Genomic DNA, 15,745 nt, shown 5'->3' with positions numbered 1-15,745 from the left:
TCCGATCAAAGAGGTCAAGGGGTGCCCGCCAGTTCGCGCAGCTGTTGCAACGCATCGCTGGCAATCAGTTGGTAGTGGGCGAGGAAGTCGGCGAGGCTTAACCAGAAAATCAGCATCCCCAGAACCAGTGTCATGGGAAAGCCGATGGAGAAGATGTTCAGCTGCGGCGCGGCGCGCGTCATGACGCCGAAGGCGATATTGACCACCAGCAGCGCGGTGATCGCCGGCAGCGCCAGCAGCACACCGGCGCCAAGCACCCAACTGAGCTTGCCGGCGAGAAGCCAGTAACGCTCAAGAAGAAAGGCTTCGCCGACCGGCAGCGTAACGAAACTCTCGGCGAGCACCTCGAAGACCACCAGATGACCGTTCATGGCCAGAAAAAGCAAAGTCGACAGCATCAGCAGAAACTGACCGAGCACTGGCACCGACACGCCGTTGGCCGGATCGACCATGGAGGCAAAGGCCAACCCCATCTGCATGGCGATGATCTGCCCGGCCACCGCGAACACGTGAAACATCAGCAGCAACATGAAGCCCATCATCACGCCGACCAGGATCTGCTCGGCGATCAGCAGCATCATCGGCAGACTCAGCGCATCGACATCCGGCATCGGCGGCAGGGTCGGCACCAGCACCACCGATATCGCCAGCGCCATGTACAGACGTACGCGTACCGGCACCAGCTGAGTGCCGATGATGGGCATCACCATCAGCATCGCGGCGATGCGGAACAGCGGCAGCATGAATGCACCGAGCCAACCGCCGATCTGCGCCTCGCTGAGCTCAAGCATCGTGCTAGCCGATCAGGTACGGGATGTTCTGGATCAGCGTGCGGGTGTAATCCATCAACTCGCGCGTCAGCCAGGGTCCCGCCCAGATCAGGGTTAACAGCATGACCAGCAGTCTGGGTAGAAAACTCAAGGTCTGCTCGTTGATCTGGGTAGCCGCCTGGAACATCGCCACGATCAGGCCGACGATCAGACTGGGCACCACCATCAGGGCGACGATGGTTGCGGTCAGCCAGAGCCCGCCGCGAAACAGATCGATTGCCACTTCGGGAGTCATGAGAGCCTCGCTACAAGGTGCCGAAACTGCCGGCCAGAGTGCCCATGATCAGCGCCCAGCCGTCCACCAGGACGAACAGCATGATCTTGAACGGCAGAGAAATAATCAGCGGCGACAGCATCATCATCCCCATCGCCATCAGAATGCTCGCCACCACCATGTCGATGATCAGGAACGGTATGAAGATCATGAAGCCGATCTGGAACGCCGTCTTCAGCTCCGAGGTGACAAAGGCCGGGATCAGAATCGTCAGCGGTGCCTGCTCGGGCGAGACGATGTCGGTGCGTTTCGACAGACGCATGAACAGCTCCAGATCGCTTTCCCGGGTCTGCGCCAGCATGAAGGCCTTCAGCGGTACTTCGGCTCGGGTCAACGCTTCCTGCGCCGAGAGTTGCTCGTTCAGATAGGGCTGCAGGGCGTCACGATTCATCTCGTCGAACACCGGCGCCATGATGAACATGGTGAGGAACAACGCCAGTCCGATCAGGATCTGGTTGGACGGTGTCTGTTGCAGGCCCAGTGCCTGGCGCAGAATGGAGAAGACGATGATGATGCGGGTGAAGCTGGTCATCAGCATGACGAACGCAGGGATGAAGCTCAGCGCCGTCATGATCAGCAGGATCTGCAGGCTTACCGAGTATTCCTGCTGACCCTGGGTATCGGTGGACAGCGTGATCGCCGGAATCGACAGCGGATTGTCCGCACCCAGCGCAAAAGGCGTGGCGAGCACGCCCACGAACAACAGCAGCAGGCGCAAGGCGCTCATGTCAGGATTTGTCCTTCTGATCCTTGCCCAACAGCTCCATCAGGCGCTGGGCGAATTCCGGCGAGGCAGGCTCACCATCGGGAAGATGCACTGGTTCCGCGAGGACGTGCAGCGGGGTGATGCGGCCGGAGCTGAGCCCCAGCAGGATCTGTTCCCCGCCCACCTGGACCAGCAGCAGCCGGTCGCGCGGCCCCAGTGCCTGGCTCGCAACTAGCTTGATCACCTGACCGCCACGAGGGGTGATGTTCTGAATGCGCCGAACCACCCAGGCCAGCAGAAAGATCAGTCCTATGACCAGCAGCAACCCCACCAGCAGCTGCCCCAGCTGACCCGGCAGATTACCGGTGCTCGGCAATCTGGACGCCGCGGTCTGAGCTTCCGCGGCCAGCACCGGCGCGGGTACCCAGGCCAGGGCGGTTATCCATCTGATCATGAAAAAGGCTCTCCTCGCCTCGGCGTACGCCAGCGACCCAGCGCGATAACGACCGAGGAACGTCTGTCAGCGTAGCTTCTTGATCCGCTCGGTGGGGCTGATCACGTCGGTCAGGCGGATGCCGAACTTCTCGTTGACCACCACTACTTCGCCGTGCGCGATCAGGGTGCCATTGACCAGTACATCCAGCGGCTCGCCGGCGAGCCGGTCCAGTTCGATGACCGAGCCCTGATTCAGTTGCAGCAGATTGCGGATGCTGATCTCGGTGTTGCCCACTTCCATGGAGATGGATACCGGAATATCCAGAATCACATCCAGGTTGGGGCCTTCCAGGCCGACGGGCAGATTGACCTTGGGCGCACTGCCAAACTCCTCCATCGGTGCCTTGTGTGCGTCCGGGGGGCTTGCCGCGCCCTGCGCCATCATCGCATCGATGTCATCCTGACTCGCATCTCCCGCCTCCGACAACGCGGCGGCCCACTCGTCAGCCAGAGCCTGTTCCTCGGGGGAGGTGTGTTCGTTCTCTTCCGCCATCATCAATCCTCGCCTGGAATTCTATTTTCTGATGGCCCGCAATCAGCGCGGGCGCTCCATCGACTCGAGCACCTGCAATGCAAGGTTGCCCTTGTGGGCACCCAGCTTGACCTTGAAGGTCGGCACGCCGTTGGCACGCAGGATGATGTCTTCCGGCAGCTCGACCGGGATCACGTCACCGGGCTGCATATGCAGGATGTCGCGCACCTTGAGCTGACGGCGGGCGACAGTCGCGCCGAGCGGTACGTTGACCTCGAGAATGTCCTCGCGCAGGGCCTTGACCCAGCGCTCGTCCTGATCATCCAGGTCGGACTGGAATCCGGCGTCGAGCATTTCGCGAATCGGCTCGATCATCGAGTACGGCATAGTGATGTGCAGATCGCCACCACCGCCGTCGAGTTCGATATGGAAGGTGGATACCACCACTACTTCGCTGGGGCTGACGATATTCGCCAGCGCCGGATTGACCTCCGAGTTGATGTACTCGAAGTGCAGATCCATCACCGCATGCCAGGCTTCCTTCAGATCAATGAAAGCCTGGTCCAGCACCATGCGCACAACCCGCAGTTCGGTCGGCGTGAATTCGCGGCCTTCGATCTTCGCGTGACGGCCGTCGCCGCCGAAGAAGTTGTCCACCAGCTTGAACACCAGTTTGGCATCGAGGATGAACAGGCCCGTGCCGCGCAGCGGCTTCATCTTCACCAGGTTCAGGCTGGTCGGCACGTACAGCGAGTGAACATATTCGCCGAACTTCATTACCTGCACCCCGCCCACCGCCACATCGGCAGAGCGACGCAGCAGATTGAACATGCTGATCCGGGTGTAACGAGCAAAGCGTTCGTTGATCATTTCCAGGGTCGGCATGCGCCCGCGGACGATGCGATCCTGACTGGTCAGATCATAGGATTTGACGCTGCCGGGTTCGACGGCATCCTCGGTATCCACCAGTCCGTCATCGACACCGTGCAAGAGCGCATCGATCTCGTCCTGGGAAAGCAGGTCTTGTACGGCCATGCGCGTACCCCGTTGCTACTGCAACACGAAATTGGTGAAGAGCGCCTGTTCGATCACTGGCTTGCCAAGCTCCTTCTGCCCCAGCTCCTGCACGCTGGCAGTAATCTGCTGACGCAGCATCTCCATCCCAGCAGGCGTGCCCAGCAGAGCGAAATCCTGACTGGAGAGCAACATCACCAGATTGTTGCGCAGCAGCGGCATGTGAACCTTGAGGGCATCGAGGGCAGCCTGATCACGCCCCATCAGGGTCACGCTGACCTGCATGTAGCGCTGACGCCCCTGATGATTGAAATTCACCACGAAGGCCGGCACCAGCGGCTCGTAGATCGCGGCCTGGCGTACCGGTGCCGCAGCGACGGGAGCAGCCGACTCCTCGTCTTGCCCGGAATCACCTTTGCTGAGCAGAAACCAGGTAGCGCCCACGGAAAGCCCGATGGCCAGAAGCAGGGCCACCACCACCAGGAGAATCAACTTTAGTTTGCCCTTCCCCGCAGGTTTTACACCGGGTTCCGGGGGAGGCGAAGGCGCCTGGTTCTTAGCCATGCCAATTTTCCGTCGCTGACTGGTTGCGTAAATGGGTCAAAGGGTTAGCAGCAAGTGCTATGCCACTTTCTCGGAAAGGGCATGCTAACCCAGAGTCCTGAACTTGCGCAGCGATTATGCACAGCAACGAACTGGCAGCGCGCCAGCCGACCAGCACAGGCACGTTCCGAACCGCTCGATCAAGCGTAGTAGTCGACCAATCCCCTGTCAGCGCGGATTTCGCTGACGCTGGTCTCAACTCCGAAAATGCCCGGCTCGTCGTCGCCCGCAACATCGCCACCCACGAATGAGCGGCGAGCCTGAGGATCATCGCCCTGACTCTGCCCACGCGCCAGCGACTGATCCGAGACGTTCACGTCCAACTGGCCCATCCCCTGCTGGGAAAACAGCTCGCGCAAGCGATGCATCTGCGATTCCAGTGCGTCACGCACGTTTGGATTGGCACTGGCGAAGGTAACCTGCGCGACGTCCTGATTCATGCTGATGCGAACCTCCAGCCGCCCCAGCTCTGCCGGGTCGAGCTGGATCTCGGCAGACTTCAGGTTCTGACTGGACAGCCACATCACGCGATCGACAACCGCCTCGCTCCAACCTCCCTGCTGCATTGGCACCGGCTGCCCTGGCACCATTGGCATTGCTCTGGAAGCCTGCAATTGGGGATTCATCTGTTGCGCCAGCGCACTGAGGCGCCCAGCAAATGCCTCACCCCGCGACTCTGCAGGCGTGTCCTTGGTGACCTCGGGCGCAGCCGAGCGGACGAGAACCTCGAGTTTCTCGCCGCTTTCCGATGATGACTCCGGCGTGGCCGACAACAGGGAATCCAGGCCAAGCTCCTGCTCATCCCCCTCACCTTCAGAATTCGCTGTCAGCGCGGCGACTTCAACTCCGTCGCTCTGCGCAGCCTGACGCTTGGCAGAGGCATCAAGCTCAATCGTAAGCTTGACCGCCGCAGCGCTACTGAGTTTTTCCATTTCCGGGTCGATGCGCGCAGTATCCACCGTCGTCGATGGAGCCAGGAAAGAGGTTGTCGGTGCCCCCATCAGCGCGGCCGCCTCTTCAGTCTCAGACTCGGCTTCAGCATCGCCTTCAACCTCACCTTCGCTGAAACCCAAGCCAAGAAGCAGAAGCGGATCTACTGCACCCTCGGTCGCCTCCACCGGCAAGACATTGCCATCCGCGGCAACCACTGTCGCCTCCGCTGGTGACATTTCGTTGGCGGAATCAGCCTTGGCGGTCGACGACTTGCGGCCAGGCTCCGACTGGGTACGGGTAGGCGCCGGCTCGTTTGACTTGGCCTGGCGCTCCCGCTCGTAAACCTTCGCAAAGCTGGAAGGCTCCTTGCTTCGAGGCTGCGTTGCAGCGGCGCTGGCCTGGCTGGGCGCCTTGGGTTTCGCCTCGGCGGCTGCCGGCTTGAGAAGCAGATCAGGGACAACGGACATTCCGGCTCTCCGTCAGAAATAGGATGACGGAACACCCAAAGCAAATGTCAGGCCAGCTCAGCTACGCCCGATCACGAAGCGCTGCCGCTCGGAGCGGAACATGATCCGGACGATCGCAAGCTCGCGCTCAAGATGCTCCAACTGAGCTTCGCAACCATCGAGCTGCCCGCGACGCCCGGCCTCTTCCAGCGATCGGCAAAGGCCTGCGAGCAACGGTGCCCCCATGTTGCTGCAACTACCCTTGAAACTGTGCGCAGCCTGCCGCAATGCCTGAGCATCGCTCTGCCCGAGCGCCTCACGGAGCAGGCGCACACGCTCTTCGGAATCAGCGAGAAAGGTGTCCAGCAGGACCGGATACTCCTCACCCATGATCTCCTGCAAGCTCGAGAGAATGGCCGAATCGAGATGTTCTGACACCTGAACGCTCCTCAAACGGAGACCGGATTATGCCCCAGCGTTCCAGCAAAACTCCACGCTGACACCCCTTCCGTCCTCGTCCCAGGTGCATTCGTCGGCCAATCGACAGATTAGTCGCATACCCCGCCCGCCGAGGCTAGTCGGCGATTGCTGGCGAGCCAGTTCTTCGGCCACCGCAAAGCCTTCTCCGCTGTCCTCGACCCGCAGTAGCAAGCGTCCGCCCTCGCCGTTCGGCACAATCTGCAGATGGAAGCGGACAAACCCGGCATCCAGCTCGGACAGACGCTGATCGCGCTGGCGGTAGTACTCGGAAAAACCCGCGGCATCCTGCTTGAGTGCGGAGTTCAGGCCCATTACACCGTGCTCGAGAGCGTTCGAATAAAGCTCGGCGAGGACCGTGTATAGCTCTCCGCTGCGCGGACGCAGCCCGCGAACCTCCATCAGCAACTGCAACAGGAACGGCAACGGATTGAAGGATTTCAGCGTTTGAGCCCGGAACTCGAAGGAGGCCGACCAGTCCTGCGAGGAGATCAGCCAGCTCTTGCCGTACTCCTGCATCGGTAGCGCAGAAATTGGCTCATCGCTGACCAGTATCTCCAGCATGCTGGCATCGTCATGGGCCTCGCCATGGAAGTCTGCGAGCGCATTCTGAATCTGCGCAAACAGCCGGGCGGGCTCGTCACACTCGCGAAGCAGGGTGCGCAAACGCTCTTCGCCAAACGTCTCGCCTGTCGCATTGCTGACTTCCAGAACACCGTCGGAGAGCAGCAGCACCCGATCTCCCACAGCCAGCGGATGGACGTCGCAGGACGTATCGAAGGCGTCGTTTTCCAGAACGCCCAACGGCAGATGCCGGGAGGCCAGCTCGACATAGTGCCCATCGGCGACACGTCGCAGATAACCGGCTGGCAAGCCGCCGTTCCAGACCTCGAGCAGGCGACGCTGCGTGTCGACGCTGAGCAGCGTGGCACAGCAGAACATGCCCACCGGCAGGATGCGCTTGAGCTTCGCATTCAGTTCGCAAAGGATTTCGCTGGGCGAATAGCCTCTCGCAGTCATGCTGTAGAAGGCATCCGCAACCGGCATCGCGCCTATGGCGGCAGGCAGACCATGGCCGGTGAAGTCGCCTAGCAGCACGTGCATCTCGCCGGAGGGCTTGTACGCCGCCAGCAGCAGATCACCATTGAAAAGTGCATAGGGAGATTGCAGGTAGCGGATGTTCGCCGCTCCCAGGCAGCCCGAGTGGGTGATCTTGTCGAACACCGCCTTTGCCACCCGCTGCTCGGTCAGCAGGTGTCCGTTATGACGGGCAATCAGATCGCGTTGCTCAAGGACGGTGGCCTGCAGCCGACGCAGGCGGTTCATGGCCTTGATCTTGGCTTCGAGTATCAGCGGGTTGTAAGGCTTGGACAGAAAGTCGTCACCGCCGGCCTCGATGCTCTGTACCAGCGCCTCGCCCTCGCTCAGCGAAGTCAGAAAAATGATCGGAACCAGCTCCTCCCCGGCCAGACGCTTGATCCGTCGGGCTGCCTCGAAGCCATCCATCACCGGCATCAGGGCATCCATGAGGACCAACTGGGGACGCTCCTGCTCGAACAGTGCCACCGCTTCGAGGCCGTTGGCGGCAGTCAGCACCCGATGACCGAGACGAGCGACCAGGGTTGCCAACAGCATGCGATCGGCAGGGCCGTCCTCGGCAAGCAGGACGGTGATGAAACCCTTGTCGCCCTTGAGCTCAGGCAATCTCGAAAAGCTGTTCGAAATTGGAGATGGCGAGGATCTTGCGAACGTCCGGACGACAATTGACCAGACTGATTCGAGCGTTGTCCCCGCCCGCATGGTCGCGCAGCAACAGCAGCATGCCCAACGCCGAGCTGTCCAGGTAGTTGGCGTTGCTCAGATCCACTCGATAGCGCTTCGGTGAAGCATCGACCCGCTCATAGGCGTTGCGAAAATCCTGATGTGCCGAGAAATCAAAACGCCCTTCGACGCTGATGATCAATTCCTGTCCATCCGCCGAAAGCTGGGCGCTGATGGTCATGGCAAACTCCTTGAACTGGGGACGAACACGATGCGGCAGCTGTGAGGAACGCTGCCGTGAGACTTACCACAGGTTTAGCACCGCCCCGGACGGCCGGCAACCCGGATCAGTCGTCGCGCCGGGCATTCAGTCGCTGGGAGAGTTCGTCGAGCAGCTTCTGCTCGCGCTTGTCCTGTGCCGCGCGGGCTTCGTCGAGGTAGCGTTGTACCAGCTTGCGCAACCCCTCGAGCCGCGCGTAGCGCTGCTGCCAGAGCTCACGGGCACGTGCCAGGTTTTCCCGATGCCATTGCAGACTGCTGTTCTGCTGTCCGATCGCCGTTTCCAACTGGGTCAGAAAGCGCTGATAGTTCATCAGCCACTGACCTGAAACGCCCTGCTGCCCTTCGCTGATCCATTGCTGCTGATAGTCGCCACGGTAGCGCTCCAGCTCGCCAAGCTTAACCTCGGCCTGGCTCACCAGCCCCTGACAATGACCGAGCTTGCGCGCGGCATCACGCTCGGCGCGCTCGGCCATCTCGACCACCGGCGCCAGCCTCCGGGCTCTCTCACTCATTCATCAGGACACCGGCGCACTGAGCACTGCGGCGAGCGCTTCATGGCTGGCCGCCAGGCTCTCGCTTTCCTGCAGACCCTGGCGCAGATAGCCGACCATCAAGGGGTAACGTGCGATCGCCTGATCCGTCTCAGGGTCGCCGCCTGGCACATAGGCACCGACGCTGATCAGGTCGCGGCTCTGCTGGTAGCGCGACCACAGTTGTTTGAAGCGCTGGGCGTGGCGCAGATATTCCGGGCTGACGACCGCCGGCATCACCCGGCTGATCGAGGCTTCGATGTCGATGGCCGGATAGTGCCCTTCCTCGGCCAGCCGCCGGGAGAGCACGAAGTGCCCATCCAGAACGCCGCGCGCAGCATCGGCAATCGGATCCTGCTGATCATCCCCCTCGGACAGCACGGTATAGAAGGCCGTAATCGAACCACCGCCCGCCTCGGCATTGCCAGCACGCTCCACCAACTTGGGCAACTTGGCGAATACCGACGGCGGATAGCCTTTGGTCGCCGGCGGTTCGCCGATCGCGAGGGCGATCTCACGCTGAGCCTGGGCATAGCGCGTCAGCGAGTCCATCAGCAGCAGGACATTCTTGCCCTTGTCGCGAAAATACTCGGCGATCCGCGTGCAGTACTGCGCGGCGCGCAGGCGCATCAACGGCGCCTCGTCAGCGGGCGAAGCGACCACCACAGAGCGTTTGATGCCCTCTTCACCGAGGATCTCGTCGATGAACTCCTTCACCTCCCGGCCGCGCTCGCCGATCAGGCCGACCACGATGATCTCGGCTTCGGTGAAGCGCGTCATCATGCCAAGCAGCACCGACTTGCCCACACCGGTGCCGGCAAACAGCCCCAGACGCTGCCCGCGACCGACGGTCAGCAAGCCATTGATGCTGCGAATGCCGACATCCAGCGGCTCGCTGATCGGGTGTCGGTTGAGCGGATTGATGGTCGGCCCGTCCATCGGCACCCAGTCCTCGGCTTTCATTCCGCCTTTGTTGTCCAGTGCGCGGCCGGCGCCATCCAGTACCCGCCCGAGCATCGACATGCCCATCGGCAGGCGTCCGGTATCGGGCAGGGGCACGACTCGCGCGCCAGGCGCGATGCCCGCGAGACTGCCGACCGGCATCAGGTAGATCTTGCCATTGGCAAAACCCATCACCTCGGCCTCGACCTGGATCGGGTGGTAGCTGTCGTCGTTGATCACCAGGCAACGGTTGCCTATGGCCGCGCGCAGCCCCTCGGCCTCGAGCGTCAGACCGACCATCCGCAACAGCCGCCCCTCGACCACCGGCTGGTCCGGCAGCTGCACGGCAGCGTCGTAACCAGCCAGACGACGCTCGAAGCTGACCCGCTCAAGCTTCATCGGTCGCATCCAGGTCGACACTGATATCGGCCGCCAGAGGACTGGTGGCCTGCGAGCGCTGATGCTCGAAAAGCAGTTTCAACGCCTGCGCCATGCGCGTCTCGACGCTGGCATCGATGCGACTGCTTTCGCTCTCCACCCGGCAACCGCCGGGCAGCAAAGCTTCGTCTTCGAGTAGTCGCCAGTTCTCCTCATGGCGCTCGCGCAGCGCCTTGATCATCTCGAAGTCCTGCGGATTGACGTGAATACGTATGTTCTGCGCGCCCATTGGCAGCAGCTTGAGTGCCTCACGCAATACCAGACGAACCTGGGACGAATCGGTGGCCATCTCGCGGCGAATCACTTGCTGCACCATATGACTGACGAGGGTAACCAGGCCATGCTCAAGCTGCTTGTCCTGCTCGGCGATCGGCTCCAGCAGATGCTGCATGAGTTTTTCCAGGCGCTGTACGCGCTCGCCCAACGCCGCGTCCGCCTCCTGGCGTGCCTTGAGCTGCCCAGCGTGAAAGCCATCCTTCTCGCCGGTGGCAAAGCCCTCGTTGTAGGCCTCCTGGCGGATTGCCTCCAGCTCGTCGAGGGTGAACGGCTTGACCGCCTCCGGGGGAATCTCCTGCGCCGGCATAGGCTCAGGCTCAGCTACCGCCGCCGGCTCGGGCTGAGCCGGCTGCTCCTGGACGGGCCCCTCGGGGTCGAAACTGGGCAACGACCAGCGGTCGAAGGCGCTGACATCCTTGGCGCGAATCAGCTCGCTGGGAGCATCCTTTGCCGACATCAGGACATCCTCATCAGATCATCGCCTCGCCACCCGCACCACCCAGCACGATCTCGCCCGCTTCGGCCATGCGCCGGGCGATGGTGAGGATTTCCTTCTGCGCGGTTTCCACCTCGCTGACTCGCACCGGACCCTTGGCGTCGAGGTCGTCGCGTAGCAGTTCGGCAGCCCGTTTGGACATGTTCTTGAACACCTTTTCCTTGATCGCGTCGTCGGCGCCCTTGAGCGCCAGCACCAGGACCTCGGAGGAAACCTCACGCAGCAGCGCCTGGATGCCACGGTCGTCGACATCGGCGAGGTTGTCGAAGACGAACATCAGATCCTCGATCTGGCTCGACAGATCCTCGTCGACCTGGCGAATCGAATCCATCAGCTGGCCCTCAACCGAGCTGTCGAGGAAGTTCATGATGTCTGCCGCGCGCTTGACGCCGCCCAGCGCAGCGCGGGTAGTGCTGGCGCTGCCGGAGAACTGCTTCTCGAGAATCTGGTTGAGCTCCTTGAGCGCAGCCGGTTGCACGGTATTCAGTGAAGAGACCCGCAGGATGATGTCCAGTCGTACCTTGTGGTCGAAATGGCTGAGGACTTCGCCGGCCTGATCCGGATCCAGATATGCCACCACGATGGCCTGGATCTGCGGATGCTCGTAGCGAATCACGTCGGCGACGGCACGCGGCTCCATCCACTTCAGGCTATCCAGGCCGCTGGTGCTGCCACCCAGCAGGATGCGGTCAATAAGGCTGCCGGCCTTGTCCTCGCCCAGTGCCTGGGTCAGCATCTTGCGGATGTAGGAATCAGCGCCAACACCGACGCTGGTCTGATCGCCGACAACCTCGACGAACTCGCCTATTACCCGCTCGACCTGCTCGCGCTGCACATTGCGCATCTGCGCCATGGCCACGCCGACTTTCTGCACTTCCTTCGGACCGAGATGACGCAGCACCTGCGCGGCGTCGGTTTCGCCGAGCGACAGAAGCAGGATGGCGGCCTTCTCGACCTTGTTCAGCTTGGTGGCGGCGCGATTCTCATTCATCTGCGTTGATCCACTCTTTGACGACTTGTGCTACCCGACCCGGATCATCGGCAACCAGACTCTTGATCGCATTCAGTTGCGCATCATAGCCCTCACTGGGGTTGGGCAACATGATGGTCTGCGGTCCGCGCAGGCTGACGCGATCGGCGGACAGCTCACCTTCGAGCCCATCCATGTCGCCAAGCTCGACGTCACCCGCCTCGCCTTTCTCGGCAACGCCCTTGCCTGCCGAAGTGATATTCACCAGCGCAGGGCGCAGCACGAACCACATGAGCGCGATGATCAGCAGCGGCAGCAGGAACTGCTTGAGACCACCCAGCAGACTCCAGAACCAGGGCTGCTCCCAGAAGGACAGCTCGGCGATCTGCTCGCCGCCGTCAGCGATGAACGGCGCATTGATGACGCTAACGCTGTCACCCCGTGCTGCATCGAAGCCAACTGCATCCTGCACCAGACGCGTGAAGCGGGCCAGTTCATCGGTATTCCATGGCAGGCGAGTGACCTCACCGGTCTCTGGATTGACGCGAACCTGGTCATCCACCACTACCGCGACAGAAAGCCGACGCAAGCGTCCCTGCTGCTGCTTGGTGTAGCTCACTGAACGATCCAGTTCGAAGTTGCGGGTCGACTGCTCGCGCTTGTCGCTCGGATAGGGCGCCAGCATCGGCAGACCGGTAGCCGGATCCATCACCTGCTGGCCATTGGCGTCCAGCAGCGGCTGCCCCGGCGCGATTGCACCGGCAACCGCAGCACCACCCGCCACTTCGGGAGCGGTAGCGGGGCCAGGAGGTTGATTGCTCAGCGCGCCCGGCACGCCCTGCGGTCCCTGGCTGCTGGTGCGCTGTTCATTGACCTGCTGCTCACTGCGCAGCGCTGGCTGATCGGGATTGAAGGTTTCCGAAGTGGATTCCACTGCGCTGAAATCAACATCCGCAGAGACCTCGGCCTTGTAGCGGCCATTGCCCAGGGCCGGCAGCAGGATGTTGTGCACACGCTGGGTGTAGACCCCTTCCAGTCGGCGGCTGTAGTCGAACTGCTTACCGGCCATGGACAGCTCGGAGAGCTCATGCTGGTCAGAAAGCAGGTTGCCCTTCTGATCCACCACCGTGACCTGCGCCTTGTTCAGCTCGGGTACGCTGGTAGCCACCAGATTGACGATCGCCATGACCTGGCTGGGTTCCAGCGCTCGCCCTGGATACAGCTCGACCAGCACAGACGCACTGGGCTTGCGCTCGTCACGTACGAACACCGAGCTCTTCGGAATGGCCAGATGTACCCGCGCCGCCTTGACGTTGTTGAGGCTGGAAACGGTACGCGCCAGCTCGCCCTCCAGACTCCGACGATAGCGCGCGGCCTCCATGAACTGACTGGTACCCAGGCCCTGTTCCTTGTCGAGAATCTCGAAGCCGAAGTTGCCGTCGCTCTGCTCGATACCGGCGCCCGCGAGCTTGATCCGCGCGCGCGCCACATCTTCGGAACGGACCAGCAGCGCGCCGGAGTTGGGCTCGATGGTGTAGGCGATATCCGCAGCCGTCAGTGCCTCGATGACCTGGTTGGCGTCCATGCCGCCGAGGTTGTTGTACAGCGGGCGGTAGTCAGGCTGCTGGGACCAGAGCACGACGGCGAAGCCGACCGCCACGCTGGCGGCCAGACCAACCAACAGGCCGATCTGCCGCAGCATCGACATCTCCGAGAGATTCTCGAGAAAGGTCAGCCCGAACAGCGGCTTCTTCGGCTCATCACCACCGGTACGCGCCGGCACGTTGCTCATAACAGCTTCAGCCATGATTCAGTCCGCCCTCAAACCGGCATCTGCATGATGTCTTGGTACGCCTGGACCAGCTTGTTGCGGACCTGGGTAACCGCCTGGAAGGACACACTGGCCTTCTGCGAAGCGATCATCACGTCGCTCAGGTCGACACCCCCCACGCCCATCTCGAAAGCGGTGGCCAGTTGATTGGAGGCTTGCTGGGTAGCGCTGACCTTGCCAACCGCCTGACCAAGCAACTCGGAGAAGCTTGGTGCGCCAGGCTCCGCCGGCTTGCTTTCCGCAACCGGCCGGGAACGTGCCATGGCGTCCGCCTGGAGGGAACGCATCTCCAGCATCAGACGGTTGAATTCGATACCTTGGCTCATTTTGGCTGACTCCTCCGCGGACCACGCTTTTTTGACGCTGCGTGGATTCGATGAGGAAGACTTAGCAACAAGGGTGCCAATGCTGAAGCGCCGCGGAAGACCGGCGTCGTATTCTCAAGGCGATGCCGTTGCGGCATGGGGCGAGCGGGTGAGGAGTAGCACGGGCGAGCCTTTCCGGCACGACTCATCCCCGCCGCAGCAAACAGAGAAACAGCTTTACCGTGCAGGCGATGGGAGCACGAGCCTCGCTCTCAGCTGGCGTAGAGGAACGCCTCCACATCCATTCCCGCGTCGCGCATCTGCGCCAGCTTGTAACGCAAGGTCCGCGGACTGATGCCCAGACGATCGGCAGCCTCCTTGCGCCGGCCGCGTTCGGACTTGAGCGTCTCGATGATCATCTGAAACTCGTGTCGGCGCAGGTCGGAACCCAGCCCACCGGCATCACCCTGCGGCGAAGCTATTGGCGGTGGTGTCACAACCCCGGTAGAAACCGACTGAAGTCCGAGGGGCGAATGGCTGCCCAGGCAAAGGTCCGCCGGTTCTATGACGCTACCTCGATGCAGAATCAGCGCACGCTGCAAGGCATTGTCCAGCTCACGGACATTGCCCGGCCACGAGTGCGCAAGCAGCACTGAGCGAGCCGCAGCCGACAGGCGCACCAGCGGCTGTCGCATCTTCTGCGCGTGCCGGGTGAGCAAGCGCTCGGCCAGTGGAACTATATCCGCCGGGCGTTCGCGCAAGGCGGGCCAGGCCAGCGGAAAGACCGAGAGTCGGTAATACAGATCCTCACGAAAACGTCCCGCCAGAACCTCGGCGGAAAGATCCCGGTTGGTCGTCGCAAGGATACGGATGTCCAGCGCAATCGGCCGGCGCCCGCCGACCCGCTCGACTTCGCGCTCCTGCAACACGCGCAAGAGTTTCGCCTGGAGCCCAAGCGGCATTTCGGAAATCTCGTCCAGCAGCAGCGTCCCGCCCTCGGCCATCTCGAACTTGCCCGGCTGGGAGGCGATTGCGCCGGTGAAGGCACCCTTCTCGTGGCCGAACAGAGTAGCCTCGAGCATATTGTCCGGAATCGCCGCGCAATTGATTGCCACGAAGGGTTTAGCTCGGCGTGGCGAGTGCTGGTGAATGTAGCGTGCCAGGACTTCCTTACCGGTACCGGATTCACCAGAAATCAGCACAGTGGAATCACTGCCAGCCACCCGCGCCGCCAGCTCCAGCAACTGACGACTGGACGCCGCCTCGGCAATGGGCGCCTGCTCTCCTTCCGGATCCAGAAGACGGCCAAGCGCATGCTCTGCGATCAGGGCAAGCAGGGTACGGGGCTCAAAGGGCTTTACCAGGTAGTCGACCGCGCCCTGGCGCATCGCATCGACAGCCCGCTCCACCGCCGCGAACGCGGTCATCAGCAAAATCGGTACCTGGGGGTGACGCTCGCGTACCGACCGCAGCAGGGCATGCCCGTCCATACCCGGCATGTTCACATCGCTGAGAACCAAACTGAAGGGCTCCTCGGCCAATGCAACCAACGCCGCCTCGGCGCAGTCCACCGACCGACACTGGTAGCCGCCCAGCAACAGGGTATCGACCAGCGCTTCACGCAAGATCCGATCGTCCTCGACCAGCAGAATTTTCACGGACAT

General features: G+C 62.0%; 18 protein-coding genes. All 18 read right to left on the bottom strand.

Translation table 11 applies throughout. From position 1 onward, the window contains the following. Positions 1-14 precede the first annotated feature (14 nt). The gene (fliR, locus tag DBO85_RS13165; protein ID WP_108107736.1) at positions 15-791 is read right to left on the bottom strand and encodes a flagellar biosynthetic protein FliR; all 777 of its coding nucleotides are present in this window, start codon (positions 789-791) and stop codon (positions 15-17) included. A 4-nt stretch (positions 792-795) separates the two neighbouring features. Next, positions 796-1,065, bottom strand: coding sequence for a flagellar biosynthesis protein FliQ (gene fliQ, locus DBO85_RS13160; protein ID WP_108107735.1), 270 nt, complete (start codon positions 1,063-1,065; stop codon positions 796-798). 10 nt (positions 1,066-1,075) lie between these two features. Next, entirely contained in the window at positions 1,076-1,831 is a 756-nt protein-coding gene (gene fliP / locus DBO85_RS13155; RefSeq protein ID WP_108107734.1) for a flagellar type III secretion system pore protein FliP, read from the bottom strand. Between the two features lies 1 nt (position 1,832). After that, positions 1,833-2,264, bottom strand: a complete 432-nt coding sequence (gene fliO / locus DBO85_RS13150) for a flagellar biosynthetic protein FliO (protein WP_108107733.1) — start codon at positions 2,262-2,264, stop codon at positions 1,833-1,835. 66 nt (positions 2,265-2,330) lie between these two features. Further along, the gene (fliN, locus tag DBO85_RS13145; protein ID WP_108107732.1) at positions 2,331-2,798 is read right to left on the bottom strand and encodes a flagellar motor switch protein FliN; all 468 of its coding nucleotides are present in this window, start codon (positions 2,796-2,798) and stop codon (positions 2,331-2,333) included. 42 nt (positions 2,799-2,840) lie between these two features. After that, positions 2,841-3,812 carry a flagellar motor switch protein FliM gene (gene fliM / locus DBO85_RS13140; RefSeq protein ID WP_108107731.1) on the bottom strand — a complete coding sequence of 324 codons (972 nt, stop codon included), beginning with the start codon at positions 3,810-3,812 and terminating at the stop codon, positions 2,841-2,843. Positions 3,813-3,827: 15 nt separating this feature from the next. After that, positions 3,828-4,355: a flagellar basal body-associated protein FliL gene (fliL, locus tag DBO85_RS13135; protein ID WP_108107730.1), complete on the bottom strand. Its 528-nt coding sequence runs from the start codon at positions 4,353-4,355 to the stop codon at positions 3,828-3,830. A gap of 179 nt (positions 4,356-4,534) precedes the next feature. Then, positions 4,535-5,794: a flagellar hook-length control protein FliK gene (locus tag DBO85_RS13130; protein WP_108107729.1), complete on the bottom strand. Its 1,260-nt coding sequence runs from the start codon at positions 5,792-5,794 to the stop codon at positions 4,535-4,537. A 57-nt stretch (positions 5,795-5,851) separates the two neighbouring features. Beyond that, positions 5,852-6,163, bottom strand: a complete 312-nt coding sequence (locus DBO85_RS13125; RefSeq protein ID WP_108108324.1) for an Hpt domain-containing protein — start codon at positions 6,161-6,163, stop codon at positions 5,852-5,854. A gap of 75 nt (positions 6,164-6,238) precedes the next feature. Next, positions 6,239-7,954 (bottom strand): ATP-binding SpoIIE family protein phosphatase, encoded by a 1,716-nt coding sequence (locus DBO85_RS13120; RefSeq protein WP_267895615.1) that lies wholly within the window; start codon positions 7,952-7,954, stop codon positions 6,239-6,241. Further along, on the bottom strand, positions 7,947-8,252 hold the full coding sequence (locus tag DBO85_RS13115; RefSeq protein ID WP_108107727.1) for an STAS domain-containing protein: 306 nt from the start codon (positions 8,250-8,252) through the stop codon (positions 7,947-7,949). The genes DBO85_RS13120 and DBO85_RS13115 overlap by 8 nt, the downstream gene beginning before the upstream one ends. Before the next feature lie 106 nt (positions 8,253-8,358). After that, a complete protein-coding gene (gene fliJ, locus DBO85_RS13110) occupies positions 8,359-8,805 on the bottom strand; it encodes a flagellar export protein FliJ (protein WP_108107726.1) in 447 nt (148 codons plus the stop codon). Positions 8,806-8,808: 3 nt separating this feature from the next. Next, entirely contained in the window at positions 8,809-10,164 is a 1,356-nt protein-coding gene (gene fliI / locus DBO85_RS13105; RefSeq protein WP_108107725.1) for a flagellar protein export ATPase FliI, read from the bottom strand. Beyond that, entirely contained in the window at positions 10,154-10,936 is a 783-nt protein-coding gene (gene fliH / locus DBO85_RS13100; protein WP_108107724.1) for a flagellar assembly protein FliH, read from the bottom strand. The genes fliI and fliH overlap by 11 nt, the downstream gene beginning before the upstream one ends. A 13-nt stretch (positions 10,937-10,949) precedes the next feature. Continuing rightward, the gene (fliG, locus tag DBO85_RS13095; RefSeq protein ID WP_108107723.1) at positions 10,950-11,966 is read right to left on the bottom strand and encodes a flagellar motor switch protein FliG; all 1,017 of its coding nucleotides are present in this window, start codon (positions 11,964-11,966) and stop codon (positions 10,950-10,952) included. Continuing rightward, positions 11,959-13,752: a flagellar basal-body MS-ring/collar protein FliF gene (fliF, locus tag DBO85_RS13090; RefSeq protein WP_108107722.1), complete on the bottom strand. Its 1,794-nt coding sequence runs from the start codon at positions 13,750-13,752 to the stop codon at positions 11,959-11,961. Before fliF ends, fliG begins: the two co-directional genes overlap by 8 nt. A 14-nt stretch (positions 13,753-13,766) precedes the next feature. Next, positions 13,767-14,102 carry a flagellar hook-basal body complex protein FliE gene (fliE, locus tag DBO85_RS13085; RefSeq protein ID WP_108107721.1) on the bottom strand — a complete coding sequence of 112 codons (336 nt, stop codon included), beginning with the start codon at positions 14,100-14,102 and terminating at the stop codon, positions 13,767-13,769. Positions 14,103-14,353: 251 nt separating this feature from the next. Then, complete coding sequence (locus tag DBO85_RS13080; protein WP_108107720.1) at positions 14,354-15,745, bottom strand: sigma-54-dependent transcriptional regulator; 1,392 nt, start codon at positions 15,743-15,745, stop codon at positions 14,354-14,356.

Origin of the sequence: Pseudomonas mangrovi (genome assembly GCF_003052585.1) — a bacterium.
In the GTDB taxonomy this organism is placed as follows: Bacteria; Pseudomonadota; Gammaproteobacteria; order Pseudomonadales; family Pseudomonadaceae; genus Aquipseudomonas; species Aquipseudomonas mangrovi.
The sequence above is the reverse complement of the archived record's forward strand: the minus strand, read 5'-3'. Positions and strand labels throughout refer to the sequence as shown.